Consider the following 12,842-nt stretch of genomic DNA (forward strand, 5'->3'; position numbering starts at 1 on the left):
TAACCCTCACAGCCACCGCGCGACCCGCCGTAAGCGGTGGTGGTGGTGGTGCGGGTGAGGTTCAGCTGAGTCAGGTTCATGGCCCGATCATGCTGCGGCAGGCGCAGGGCTGTCAACGGGAAGCAGGGTGTTTCGTGCGGCATCCAGGAATTCATCTGACAGTTCACTGCCTCGTGTCGCACGAGCGAGGGTAATGGCGCCGATCATCATGGCGTACTTGGCCAGCATGTTCTGGCGGTCACCGCCTTCAAGCTGCGCGAAGATCTCCAGCGACTGCTCGACGCCCGCGATGAACGCGTGCTGTAAGGCGGTGTCGGCGGGTTCGCGGCACATGTCCGGGGTAAATGCCGAGATCGGGCAGCCGTCCCCAGGGTTATCACGATGGATCGCCGACAGGTACGGGGCCATTACCGCCTGCCGGGCCGCGGGCAGGTCCTCACTGCGACTGATCTTGTCCTGCCAGCCCAGGTTCGCTTGCTCGAACGCCTGTTGGCAGGCTTCCGTCGCCAGCGCCTCCTTGGACGCAAAGTGCCCGTAGAAACCGCCGTGGGTCAGGCCGGCGGCGGCCATCACGTCCGATAGGCTGATGCCGTGCAGCCCACGCTCACGAAACAGGTGCGTGGCGGCCTCGACGATGATTTCGCGGTTGAGTTCGGCTTGTTTGCGGGAGACGCGAGGCATGGCGGAAGCTCTCAGAATGAACGGCGGGCACGGGTGAAAACTACAGGATCGCAACGGATTCTAAAATAGATTTTTGCGGGAATGTATAATGCGTACCCCGCCAGAGCCCGCGAAAACCACTGCCTGGGGCCGCGCTTGAGGCTCTGCACCGGCTAACCGTTCCTCAGCTAAGTCTTTGCTTATTCAAAAGAATCCCGGACAATCGCGCCCCTTCTATGGTCGGGGCGCTGCCTGTCAGGTTTTTCTGACTCGTCCCGGCTATGTAAATGCGGAGATCCGACCGGATGAATGATCAGGCCAATAGCGTCGACGAACGCTATGCAACGACACCTGCAACCCTCACAAGCTGGAGCCGCCAGGACACCACCTGGATGCTTGGCCTGTTCGGCACCGCCATTGGCGCCGGTACTTTGTTTTTGCCGATCAACGCGGGCCTGGGCGGCTTCTGGCCCCTGGTGATCCTGGCCGTACTGGCCTTTCCGATGACGTTCTTTGCCCACCGTGGCCTGACCCGTTTCGTACTGTCCGGCCGGGAAGGCTCCGACATCACCGACGTGGTTGAAGAACACTTCGGCATCAAGGCCGGTGCACTGATCACCTTGCTGTACTTCTTTGCGATCTTCCCGATCCTGTTGATCTACAGCGTGGCGCTGACCAACACCGTGGGCAGCTTCATGGAGCACCAGTTGCACATCCTGCCGCCGCCGCGGGCGATTTTGTCGCTGGTGTTGATTCTCGGCCTGTTGGCCGTGGTGCGGTGCGGTGAGCAAGTGATCGTCAAGGCCATGAGCCTGATGGTGTATCCGTTTATCGTTGCCTTGCTGTTCCTGGCGGTGTACCTGGTGCCGCACTGGACCGGCGGCATCCTCAGCACCGCCAGCGAAGTGCCGGCGCCGTCGGCGTTGCTCAATACGCTATGGCTGGCGATTCCGGTGATGGTGTTCTCGTTCAACCATTCGCCGATCATTTCGGCTTTTGCGGTGGACCAGAAGCGCCAGTACGGCGCCCACGCCGATGAGCGCAGTTCGCAGATCCTGTCCCGCGCGCACGTGTTGATGGTGGTGATGGTGCTGTTCTTCGTGTTCAGTTGCGTACTGACGCTGTCGCCGGCGCAACTGGCCGAAGCGAAAGCGCAGAACCTGTCGATCCTGTCCTACCTGGCCAACCACTTCGACAACCCGACCATCGCCTTCGCTGCGCCGTTGATTGCGTTCGTGGCGATTGCCAAGTCGTTCCTGGGTCACTACATCGGCGCCAGTGAGGGGCTCAAGGGCCTGGTGCTCAAGACTGGCCGCCGCCCGGCCGCCAAGGCCCTGGACCGCATGACCGCCGCGTTCATGCTGGTGGTGTGCTGGCTGGTCGCGACGCTTAACCCAAGCATCCTCGGCATGATCGAAACCCTGGGCGGGCCGATCATTGCGTCGATCCTGTTCCTGATGCCGATGTACGCGATCCGCAAGGTGCCGGCGATGGCCAAGTACCGTGGGCAGGCGTCCAACGTGTTTGTCACGGCGGTAGGCCTGGTGGCGATTACGGCGTTGGTGTATTCGTTGGTTGCTTGAGTCGTAGCGCTGCTGTGAAGTTGTGAAAATCTAAAAATGTGGCAGCGGGCTTGCTCGCGAATGCGGTCTATCAGTCAAATCATCAGTGACTGACCCAGCGCATTCGCGAGCAAGCCCGCTCCCACATTTGTTTTGGGGTGGCGGTAAAGGTTTATTCCAGGCATAAAAAAACGCCGCGTATCGTGCGATACGCGGCGTTTTTTACATCAACATCTTAGGCTTGAATCACCGGGATGTTGGCGCTTGCTGCGATCTTGCGGAACTCGGCGATCTGGTCGAAGTTCAGGTAGCGGTAAACGTCACTGGCCATGGTGTCCAGTTTCGCTGCGTAACCCATGTACTCTTCGACAGTCGGCAGGCGACCCAGCGTGGAAGCGACTGCCGCCAGCTCAGCCGAAGCCAGGTAGACGTTCGCGCCATCGCCCAGACGGTTCGGGAAGTTACGGGTCGACGTCGACACCACGGTCGAGTTCGGCTCTACACGTGCCTGGTTACCCATGCACAGCGAGCAGCCCGGCATTTCCATGCGTGCGCCAGCTTTGCCGTAGATGCCGTAGTAGCCTTCTTCGGTCAGTTGGTGAGCGTCCATCTTGGTCGGCGGCGACAGCCACAGACGGGTTGGCAGCTGGCCCTTGACCTGCTCCAGCAGCTTACCGGCAGCGCGGAAGTGACCGATGTTGGTCATGCACGAACCGATAAACACTTCGTCGATCTTCTCACCGGCAACGCTGGACAGCAGACGAGCGTCGTCCGGGTCGTTTGGCGCGCAGAGGATAGGCTCGTTGATTTCGGCCAGGTCGATTTCGATGATTTCGGCGTATTCCGCGTCGGCATCGGCTTCCATCAGCTCCGGGTTGGCAACCCAGGCTTCCATCGCTTGAGCGCGACGTTCCAGGGTGCGTGCATCGCCGTAGCCTTCGCCGATCATCCAGCGCAGCAGGGTGATGTTGGAGTTCAGGTACTCGGTCACGGAGTCTTTCGACAGCTTGATGGTGCAACCGGCAGCCGAACGTTCAGCCGAGGCGTCGGACAGCTCGAAAGCCTGTTCCAGCGTCAGGTCGTTCAGGCCTTCGATTTCCAGGATGCGGCCGGAGAAGGCGTTTTTCTTGCCTTTCTTCTCTACGGTCAGCAGGCCAGCCTGGATCGCGTAGTAAGGAATGGCATGAACCAGGTCACGCAGGGTGATGCCAGGTTGCATTTTGCCTTTGAAGCGCACCAGGATCGATTCCGGCATGTCCAGTGGCATTACGCCAGTGGCTGCGGCGAACGCGACCAGACCGGAACCGGCCGGGAACGAGATGCCCATCGGGAAACGGGTGTGGGAGTCACCACCGGTACCCACGGTATCCGGCAGCAGCATACGGTTCAGCCAGCTGTGGATGATGCCGTCGCCTGGACGCAGCGATACACCGCCACGGGTCATGATGAAGTCAGGCAGGGTGTGGTGGGTGGTCACGTCGATCGGCTTGGGGTAAGCCGCGGTGTGGCAGAAAGACTGCATCACCAGATCGGTCGAGAAGCCCAGGCACGCCAGGTCTTTCAGTTCATCACGGGTCATTGGACCGGTGGTGTCCTGGGATCCTACGGTGGTCATCTTCGGTTCGCAGTAGGTGCCAGGACGAACGCCTTTGCCTTCTGCCAGACCGCAGGCGCGGCCGACCATTTTTTGTGCCAGGGTGAAGCCCTTGTCGCTTTCGGCCGGAGCTTCCGGCAGCTTGAACAGGGTCGAAGGCGGCAGGCCGAGTTCGGCGCGAGCCTTCTCGGTCAGGCCACGGCCGATGATCAGCGGGATACGGCCGCCGGCGCGAACTTCGTCCAACAGAACCGGGGTCTTCATTTCGAAGGTGGTCAGGACTTCATCGGTGCCGTGTTTGCAGACTTTGCCAGCATGCGGGTACAGGTCGATCACGTCGCCCATGTTCATGTTGGTAACGTCGAATTCGATTGGCAGTGCGCCAGCATCTTCCATGGTGTTGTAGAAGATTGGAGCGATCTTGCTGCCGAAGCAGAAACCACCGGCGCGCTTGTTCGGCACGTAAGGCACGTCGTCGCCGAAGAACCACAGGACGGAGTTGGTGGCCGACTTACGCGACGAACCGGTACCGACCACGTCACCGACGTAGGCGATCGGGAAGCCTTGGCCGCGCATTTCTTCGATCTGCTTCATCGGGCCGGTCTTGCCTTGCTCGTCCGGCACGATGCCTTCGCGCGCCATTTTCAGCATGGCCAGGGCGTGCAGCGGGATGTCAGGGCGGGACCAGGCGTCCGGGGCAGGGGACAGGTCATCGGTGTTGGTTTCGCCGGTCACCTTAAATACGCGCAGGCTGATTTTGTCGGCCAGGGTTGGGCGGTTCTTGAACCACTCGCCGTCGGCCCAGGACTGGATCACGGCTTTGGCGTGTTCGTTGCCGTTCTTGGCTTTTTCGGCCACGTCGTGGAACGCATCGAACATCAGCAGGGTGTGCTTGAGTTGGGCGGCGGCGACAGGCGCCAGCTCGGCGTCGTCCAGCAGCTCGACCAACGTCACGATGTTGTAGCCGCCTTGCATGGTGCCGAGCAGTTCAACAGCGCGTTTCTTGTCGATCAGGGGGAAGTGGCTTCGCCCTTGGCCAGGGCAGACAGGAAACCGGCCTTGACGTAGGCAGCTTCGTCAACGCCTGGTGGAATACGGTTGGTGATCAGGTCAACGAGGAATTCTTCTTCGCCAGCCGGAGGATTTTTCAGCAGCTCGACCAGGCCTGCGGTTTGTTCGGCGTTAAGCGGCTGGGGAACGATACCCAGGGCTGCACGCTCTTCGATATGTTTGCGGTAGGCTTCAAGCACAGTTATTACCCTCATCAGTGGTCCCACGGGACGCTCATCCAGAAATGAACGGCACGCATGCGCTCGGGGGCTTTTTGGGCCGCAAAGCCAGCGCTGCCGGCATTCCTCACAGAAGCTGCTTTCAAAGTTTTACGCCTGCAGAACGGAGCTGATGAGGGTTGGCGCTGGCTACTGACCTACCGGGTCATTCACCATCGCCAACACCGTTCTGAAGGAACGACTGTGCTCGTGACGCTTTGAAAACAGCTTCCAGCGGATTATTGGCGCCTTACAAGGCCGGATGATTCTACGGCAAAAAAAATCTAAAGGTAAGTTGCCTCACCAAGTTTGCTGGGTGATCAACCTTAGACAAAGGGCTAACATGGCGCACTGTTTCGCTGATTTGCGTGTTGCTGCCCATGTCCAACCAAGCCATCAAAACCCCCTGCGTCGGCCTGTGCTCCACGGTTTACGGCGATCTCGTGTGCCGTGGCTGTAAGCGTTTTCACCACGAAGTGATCCAGTGGAACGGCTATAACGAGGAGGAAAAACGTGCGGTCTGGCTGCGCCTGGAGCAGCTTTTAGTGCAGGTGATGGCCGGCAAACTGGAGATTTTCGACCCCAAGACCCTGCGCGGCCAGCTGGAACAGCGCAAGATTCGCTTCGTGCCGCACCAGTCCGAGTATTGCTGGGCCTACCAGTTGATCGCCCGTGGCGCACGGGTGATCTCCAATCTGGAGGCGTACGGCATGGTGCTGCTGCCGGAATTTCGCGACTGGGCCTTGCCGGACCTGCGCGATGCCATCGACCGCGAGTTCTTTATCCTGTCCGAGGCCCATTACGAGCGCTATATCGCGCCGGGTTTCCTCAAGGACGCGTTCGCCGGCTGACAACTCACATCAGAATGTGGGAGCTGGCTTGCCTGCGATGGCGTCGTGTCAGTGATGAATACCTAACCTGACACAGCGCTATCGCAGGCAAGCCAGCTCCCACCGTTGATCGCTCGTATCTGGCAGATTCAGGGCTTGCTCGCCAGCGCCTCCAGATGATCCATCAGTGTCTGCGGCTTGAGCACCAGCACGTCACTGTCCACCGCATCCAGCACTACTTCAGCGGTATTGCCGATCAACGCCCCGGAGATCCCGGTGCGCGCCACGGTGCCGATGATCGTCACCGCCGCCTGCCACTTGTGCGCCGCAAACGGAATCAGCACATCCGCCGGGCCTTCCTCGATATGCAGGTGCGCGTCGTCCACATCGAACTCCGCCTGGAACGCCTTGCACTGCTCGCGATAACGCGCCTCGATGGTTTCCTTGAGCTGGAACGTCGGGTCCGCCGCCGACAGCATCGGCGACGGATGGGCGCTGATCACATGCAGCTGCGCCTTGGCCAGGCTGGCGATGTCGAAGCCGTGGTCAATGATCGAGTTGTGCAGCGAGCGGTGCTCTGCGTCGGTATTGCCCACATCGATCGCCGCCAGAATCACCCCGCCGACCCACGGCGTAGCGGTCTTGACCAATAGCACGGCGGTGGGGCAATAGCGCAGCAGTTTCCAGTCCGCCGGTGTCAGCAGGGCCTTTTTCAGCGGGCTGTCGGGGAAATGCTGCTTGACCACCAGGCCACAGCCTTCGGCCTGCTGCACGTCAATGATGGTTTCATGCAGGCTGTCATTCCACGCCTGCTCGGTGGTCACGCTGTAACCATCCTCCTGCAACCCCGACTTGAGCAGGCTCAACAGCGCTGAGTGTTCATGCTTTTTGTCGCAGACCAGCAAGTGCAGATGCGCGCCGGTGACCCCGGCGATCAATTTGGCGCGCTTGAGCGCCAGGCTTTCCGAGTGTTCGGGCTCGATCACCACGAGGATGCTGCGGATGGCTTGCATGATCGGGATCTCCAAAGGCGTGGGCGTGGAATAACTATAGTTGCTGCGCGCCAGCCGTCATGTTGATGCACATCAAGGCCAGTGGCTGGTGGTCTGCGGCGTGGTCGGTATAATCGCCGGCCTTTTGTGATCCTTTGCCCGTGAGCCCGATGAACCTGCCCGAAATCCACGAATTCCTCGGCTGCCGCACCCCCGACGCCTGGGTCCAGGCTGCGTTGGCCGATCAGGACACCCTGCTGATCGACCACAAGAACTGCGAATTCAAAGCCGCCAGCACCGCCCTGAGCCTGATCGCCAAGTACCACGGCCATGTTGACCTGATCAATATGATGTCGCGCCTGGCCCGCGAAGAGCTGGTGCACCATGAACAGGTCATGCGCCTGATCAAAAAGCGCAAGGTCGAGCTGCGCCAGCTGCATGCCGGGCGCTATGCCTCGGGTTTGCGCAAGGTGGTGCGCAGCCATGAACCGGTCAAACTGGTCGACACCCTGGTGGTCGGGGCGTTTATCGAAGCGCGCAGTTGCGAGCGTTTCGAAGCACTGGTGCCGCATTTGGACGAAGAACTCGGCAAGTTCTACTTCGGCCTGCTGAAAAGCGAGGCGCGGCATTTCCAGGGTTACCTGAAGCTGGCCTACCAGTACGGCGACGCCAAGGACATCGCCCAGGTGATCGAGCGGGTGAGGGCGGCCGAGCAAGAGTTGATCGAGTCACCCGACATCGAGTTCCGCTTTCACAGTGGCGTGCCAGCCTGAGGCGACGGCCACGCCGAGCAGTGCGGCGATCCCGGTCAGCAGCAAAATCACCGCCTGCATGCCCAGCGGCGCGGCCAGCAGCGCAATCAGCAAGCCCGCCAATGGCTGGGCCAGGTTATTGAGCAGGGTAATCACGCCCACGGTTTTGCCGAAATCCTGTACCGGAATCACCCGCTGGCGGGTGCTGCGCAGGTAGACGTTGAACATCTTGTCGAAGCCGGTTAACAGCACAAAGCCCAGGGTGTAGGCCCACAGGTTGGGGCTGATCGCCATGAGCAACGCTCCGGCCCCGATCATCGAATAGGACAGCCCGCCCAGCAGTTTCAAGGGCAAGGTGGCGCGCGCCAGGTAAAACAGAATCACGATGGTCACCCCCGCGCCGGCAGCCTGCAGCAGGGCATAGGCGTCCTTGTCGGCACCGTAGAGCCCAGTGACCATCGCGGCGGAGGTAGCCAGCGTCACCCCGATGAGCAGGTTCACCCCGACCGCCAGGGTAATGATCCGCTTCAGTTCTGCCAGGTGGCGGATATGCCCGAAGGCAATGCGCAACGGTTGCAGCCAGATATCCTGATGTTGCGCATGACGCTGCAGTTGCACCGTGGTGTGGCGCTGCCAGACTCGCATCGCCAGATCTGCCAGCACAAACAGCCCGGCCACCCCCAGCACTGCCCAGTGCCAGGCCCACACTTGCAGCATCAGCGCCGCCACCAGCGGGCCCAGTACCAGCCCGCTCTGGTCGGCGATTTGCGAGTAGGAGAGGGTTTTGGCATAGGTGTAATGCTTGAAGACATGCGGCATCACGACTTCACGGGCCATGATGCCCTGGGTGGTCAATACCCCGCACAGCGCGGACAGGATCACCAGCCAGTAGATCCCGTCAAATACCCCGTACAGCGCCACTGCCGCCACGCACACCAGCGCCCGGTAAACCTGGCTGATATGCAGGATGCGCACCGGCGAAAACTTGTCGCACAATGCCCCGCACACCGGAAACGCCAGGTAGCGCGGCAGTGACTCGACGAAAAACGCGAGGCCCGCCCAGGAAACGCTCTGGGTGGTCTGAAACACGATCAACGGCACGATAAACAACAGAATCTGGTCCGCCAGCCGCGACAGGAACAGTGAAACAAAGAACGCCAGATAATCCTTGCGCATACAACTCCCTGTGAATCGCGTTAAAGATTGCAGGCTATTTGTTAAAAACTCTTAAAAACATGAAGCTTCGCCGGCCGCTGCCGGCCAGTTGGATCGGTTGCACAGCTTGCCACCTATAATGCCCGCTCTTCAATCCGCGTCTGCACACTGAGAACTTATGGAAAACCTGGGTTTGGGCAAGGTCCTGCTCGTTGAGGACGACGAGAAGCTGGCAGGGCTGATCGCGCATTTTCTGTCACAGCATGGCTTTGAGGTGCGTGTGGTGCACCGGGGCGATGAAGCCTTGGCAATGTTTCTCGACTTCAAGCCCAAAATCGTCGTGCTCGACCTGATGCTGCCGGGCCAGAGCGGCCTGCAGGTGTGCCGTGAGATCCGCACCGTGGCGGACACGCCGATTGTGATCCTCACCGCCAAGGAAGATGACCTGGACCATATCCTGGGCCTTGAGTCGGGTGCCGATGACTACGTGATCAAGCCCATCAAGCCACCAGTGCTGCTGGCGCGCCTGCGTGCCTTGCAACGTCGCCAGGCTCCGGAACCGACCGTGCGCGGCGCCCTCGAGTTCGGCCGGCTGGCCATTGACCGCAGCTGCCGGGTGGTCAGCCTGGGGGATGAGCAGATCGACCTCACCACCATGGAGTTCGAGCTGCTGTGGTTGCTGGCCAGCAGCGCGGGCAAGATCCTGTCCCGCGATGACATCCTCAACCGCATGCGCGGTATCGCGTTCGACGGGCTTAACCGCAGTGTCGACGTGTACATCAGCAAATTGCGCGGCAAGCTCAATGACAACCCGCGTGAACCGGTGTGCATCAAGACCATCTGGGGCAAGGGCTATCTGTTCAATCCGTTTGCGTGGGAGGTCTAGATGCTGCGGCTGTTTCTGCGCCTGTATGTGATTCTGGCGATCGGGCTGGCGGGGGCGATCTGGCTGGTCAACTACACCTTCGACGAGCTGCTGCCCGAAGCCAACGAAACCTATAACCGCGAAGCCATGCGTGGCCCGGCTTACGCGCTGGTGGAGCAATTGCGTGCGGTGCCGCAGGCCGAGCGCCAGGCGCGGCTGGCTGAGTTGCAAGCGCATTACGGGTTGCGCTTGAAGCTGGTGCAAAGCGAGACCCAGGCGCTGACCGAGCGCGAACAAAAACTCCTGACCGACGGCCTGCTGGTGGTGCGCGGCGACTTCATGGAGTTCCTCACCCACATCGACGGCGGCCCGCAGTTGCTGGAAATCAAGCTGCCGGAAGAGCCCAAGTGGCTGTACCTGTGGGCCTATGTTTTGCTCGGCGTGTGTCTGGCCATCGTCCTGTATTTTTGGGTGCGCCCGCACTGGCGCGATCTGGAGCATATCCGCCTGGCCGCGCAGCGTTTTGGCGACAATGACCTCGGTTCGCGCATTCTGTTGCCACGCCGCTCCACCGTGCGTGAACTGGCCGGGCACTTCAACCAGATGGCCGAACGCATCGAAAGCCTGATCGCCAACCAGCGCGAACTCACCAACGCCGTGTCCCATGAGCTGCGCACGCCGATTGCACGTTTGTCGTTCGAACTTGATCAGCTCAAGCAACAGGCTGACCCGCGCCAAAGCCGCGAGTTGATCGCCGACATGTACGCCGACCTCGGTGAACTGGAAGAAATGGTTTCCGAGCTGTTGACCTACGCCAGCCTGGAGCGCGGCGCCACCCAGGTCACCCGTGAGCGCATCGAGGCCCATAGCTGGCTCGACAGCGTGATCGGCAGCGTGGCCCTGGAGGCGGAGGCGGCCGGTATACAGTTATCGTTGCGCACCTGCGAGGTGGACTTTATCCAGATCGAGCCGCGCTTTATGGCGCGTGCGGTGATCAACCTGCTGCGCAATGCCATCCGCTATGCCGAGCACCGGGTGCAAGTGTCGCTGATCACGTTCGGCACCGGTTATGAGGTGCGGGTGTGTGACGACGGTCCCGGCGTGCCCGAAGACGGCCGGGCGAAGATTTTCCAGCCATTCACGCGCCTGGACGCCAGCCGCGACCGCCGCACCGGCGGTTTTGGCCTCGGCCTGGCGCTGGTGCAGCGGGTGTCGCAGTGGCATGGCGGGCAGGTGCACGTGCTGGATTCGGAATGGGGCGGGGCGTCGTTTCGGATGACCTGGGCGTATGCCGACCCGCCTTAACGGCTCAGTCCCAAGCGCTCATGCCATTGGGCGATGGACTCCTCGGGGTATTCATCGAACTGCAGGTCACCCTGGCGCACGCTGACTTCAACCCAGGGCGCCTTAGACCCAAGCATCAGGTGCGTATGTTCTGGTGGAACCGGCAACGGTGTGTCGATGGCCGAAGCGAACGGGTGGATCAGCTCCGGCCATTCGGGGCTGTACAGCCAGAGCCCGGTGCCGCATTGCGAGCAGAAGTGCCGTTCGGCCGTGCTGGCATGGGCCCGGCTGGCGCCCTCGGGCTTGAGCCTGGCATGGTAGATCGAAATCTGTTTGCGCCCGCGCACCTTCAGGCTCTGGGTGTCACCGGCAAGGTTGATGGCATAACCGCCGCCGCCCTGGGTCTTGCGGCAGATCGAGCAGTAGCAGCGCTGATAGGGGTAGGGCTGGGCACTGTTCAGGCTGAACGTCACGGCGCCGCAGTGGCAGGATCCTTCGAGTTGCATGGGGAGTCTCCTCTGGCAAGGTGACTGTTGAGCTTAGGTGCTTTGCGGACATGTTTGCGCATAAAGCGACAAAGATCTAAATGTGGGAGCGGGCTTGCTCGCGAAGGCGTCGTGCCAGTCACGCCATCTGTCACTGATGCAGCGCGTTCGCGAGCAAGCCCGCTCCCACATTTGGTGTTCGCTGAGCTTATTTATCCATCGCGCTCAAGATCGCATGGGCCACCTTGACCCGTTCGGCATTCGGGTAGTTCTTGTTTGCCAGAATCACCACGCCCATATCCTTGCTCGGCACGTAGGCCACGTAGGCACCAAAACCGCCGGTTGAGCCGGTTTTGTTGTACAGCACGTTGGCCGGTTGCGGCTGCGGTGCAGCCAGCCACTGGACTTTGTGGGGCTCCATCGCCATCGGTGTGGAGTTGCCGTCAATCAGCGCCTGCAGCTTGATCGGGTAGGGGTAGCGCTCCCAGCCCAGGCCCTGGGTCATGCCGTCGACGGTGTAGTAGCCGGCGTGGGTGGCCGCGATAGCCTGTTGCAGCGGTTGTTCCAGGGTTTGCGGGTGCATGTTCGCAATCACGTAGCGGGCCAGGTCCTGGGTGCTGGTCTTGATGCCGTAGGCTTCGCTGTCCAGTGCGCCGGGGCTGACGCGTACCGGTTTTTGCTGCTTATCGTAGCCTTGAGCGTATTGGCCGGATTTGTCCGCGGGCACGCTGACGTGGGTGTTGCTCAAGCCGAGCTTGGGCAGCAGGGTTTTCTGCAGGGCGACGTTGAACGGCTGGCCCAGGCTTTGCGCCGCGAGGTAGCCGAACAAGCCGATGCTGGGGTTGGAATACAAACGCTGTTCACCTGGCGCGTAGGTGGGTTTCCAGTGCTGGAAGTAGCCGAGCATGGCGTCGGCAGTGTCGGCGGCGTCCGGAAACTGCAGGGGCAGGCCGCCCGCAGTGTAGGTCGCCAGTTGCAGCAGGCTGATCTGGTCAAAGGCGCTGCCGGCCAGGGCTGGCAAGTGTTGGCTGGCCTTGTCCGAGAGCTTGAGCTTGCCGGTGGCCTGGGCGTAGCCGCCGAGGGTAGCGGTGAAGGTTTTGCTGACCGAGCCGATTTCAAACAAGGTGTCTTCGGTCACTGGCTGTTGGGTTTCCATGGATGCAACACCGTAGTTAAAGTATTGCACCTGGCCCTTGTTCACCACCGCGATTGCCAGGCCCGGGATGTGTTGTTGCTGGATCAGCGGCGTTACGCTGGCGTCCACGACCTTGCGCATATCGGTGGCGGCCATGCAGGTGCCGGCGCCTAGAAATACAGTGCAAATCAGCATTTTTTTTAATGTGTGATTCATGGTGTATCGCTTCCCTATTAAGTGATGGCCTGCGCAGGCGCCGC

At 60.9% G+C, this 12,842-nt stretch carries 10 protein-coding genes and 1 pseudogene; 5 read left to right on the forward strand and 6 right to left on the reverse strand.

The genetic code is table 11. The features are described from left to right. Nucleotides 1–87 precede the first annotated feature (87 nt). Complete coding sequence (locus tag LRS56_09855; GenBank protein ID WDU64738.1) at nucleotides 88–681, reverse strand: TetR family transcriptional regulator; 594 nt, start codon at nucleotides 679–681, stop codon at nucleotides 88–90. A gap of 284 nt (nucleotides 682–965) precedes the next feature. Here LRS56_09855 and LRS56_09860 point away from each other — a divergent pair, with 284 nt between their 5' ends. Next, a complete protein-coding gene (locus LRS56_09860; protein WDU64739.1) occupies nucleotides 966–2,243 on the forward strand; it encodes a serine/threonine transporter in 1,278 nt (425 codons plus the stop codon). A 214-nt stretch (nucleotides 2,244–2,457) separates the two neighbouring features. Here LRS56_09860 and acnB read toward each other — a convergent pair. Then, nucleotides 2,458–5,066: pseudogene (gene acnB, locus LRS56_09865) on the reverse strand (bifunctional aconitate hydratase 2/2-methylisocitrate dehydratase). 398 nt (nucleotides 5,067–5,464) lie between these two features. Here acnB and LRS56_09870 point away from each other — a divergent pair. Continuing rightward, nucleotides 5,465–5,935 carry a DUF1289 domain-containing protein gene (locus LRS56_09870; protein ID WDU64740.1) on the forward strand — a complete coding sequence of 157 codons (471 nt, stop codon included), beginning with the start codon at nucleotides 5,465–5,467 and terminating at the stop codon, nucleotides 5,933–5,935. A gap of 128 nt (nucleotides 5,936–6,063) precedes the next feature. On the opposite strand, the gene LRS56_09875 is transcribed toward LRS56_09870, so the two are convergent. Next, the gene (locus LRS56_09875) at nucleotides 6,064–6,927 is read right to left on the reverse strand and encodes a universal stress protein (protein ID WDU64741.1); all 864 of its coding nucleotides are present in this window, start codon (nucleotides 6,925–6,927) and stop codon (nucleotides 6,064–6,066) included. Between the two features lie 149 nt (nucleotides 6,928–7,076). On the opposite strand from LRS56_09875, the gene LRS56_09880 reads away from it, so the two are divergent. After that, nucleotides 7,077–7,679 (forward strand): tRNA-(ms[2]io[6]A)-hydroxylase, encoded by a 603-nt coding sequence (locus LRS56_09880; GenBank protein WDU64742.1) that lies wholly within the window; start codon nucleotides 7,077–7,079, stop codon nucleotides 7,677–7,679. On the opposite strand, the gene LRS56_09885 is transcribed toward LRS56_09880, so the two are convergent. Beyond that, nucleotides 7,635–8,834 (reverse strand): MFS transporter, encoded by a 1,200-nt coding sequence (locus LRS56_09885; protein WDU64743.1) that lies wholly within the window; start codon nucleotides 8,832–8,834, stop codon nucleotides 7,635–7,637. The two genes, LRS56_09880 and LRS56_09885, sit on opposite strands and share 45 nt — an antisense overlap. 157 nt (nucleotides 8,835–8,991) lie before the next feature. Between LRS56_09885 and LRS56_09890 the strand changes: the two genes are divergently transcribed. Beyond that, nucleotides 8,992–9,699: a response regulator gene (locus LRS56_09890; GenBank protein ID WDU64744.1), complete on the forward strand. Its 708-nt coding sequence runs from the start codon at nucleotides 8,992–8,994 to the stop codon at nucleotides 9,697–9,699. Further along, on the forward strand, nucleotides 9,700–10,983 hold the full coding sequence (locus tag LRS56_09895) for an ATP-binding protein (GenBank protein ID WDU64745.1): 1,284 nt from the start codon (nucleotides 9,700–9,702) through the stop codon (nucleotides 10,981–10,983). It abuts the gene before it with no gap. Here LRS56_09895 and LRS56_09900 read toward each other — a convergent pair. Together LRS56_09900 and LRS56_09905 are read right to left on the reverse strand one after the other, a co-directional pair. Further along, nucleotides 10,980–11,468 carry a GFA family protein gene (locus LRS56_09900; GenBank protein ID WDU64746.1) on the reverse strand — a complete coding sequence of 163 codons (489 nt, stop codon included), beginning with the start codon at nucleotides 11,466–11,468 and terminating at the stop codon, nucleotides 10,980–10,982. The genes LRS56_09895 and LRS56_09900 overlap by 4 nt on opposite strands. Before the next feature lie 187 nt (nucleotides 11,469–11,655). Then, nucleotides 11,656–12,798 (reverse strand): beta-lactamase, encoded by a 1,143-nt coding sequence (locus tag LRS56_09905; protein ID WDU64747.1) that lies wholly within the window; start codon nucleotides 12,796–12,798, stop codon nucleotides 11,656–11,658. Between the last annotated feature and the right edge of the window lie 44 nt (nucleotides 12,799–12,842).

The organism is Pseudomonas poae (assembly GCA_028869255.1).
Taxonomy (GTDB): Bacteria; Pseudomonadota; Gammaproteobacteria; order Pseudomonadales; family Pseudomonadaceae; genus Aquipseudomonas; species Aquipseudomonas poae_C.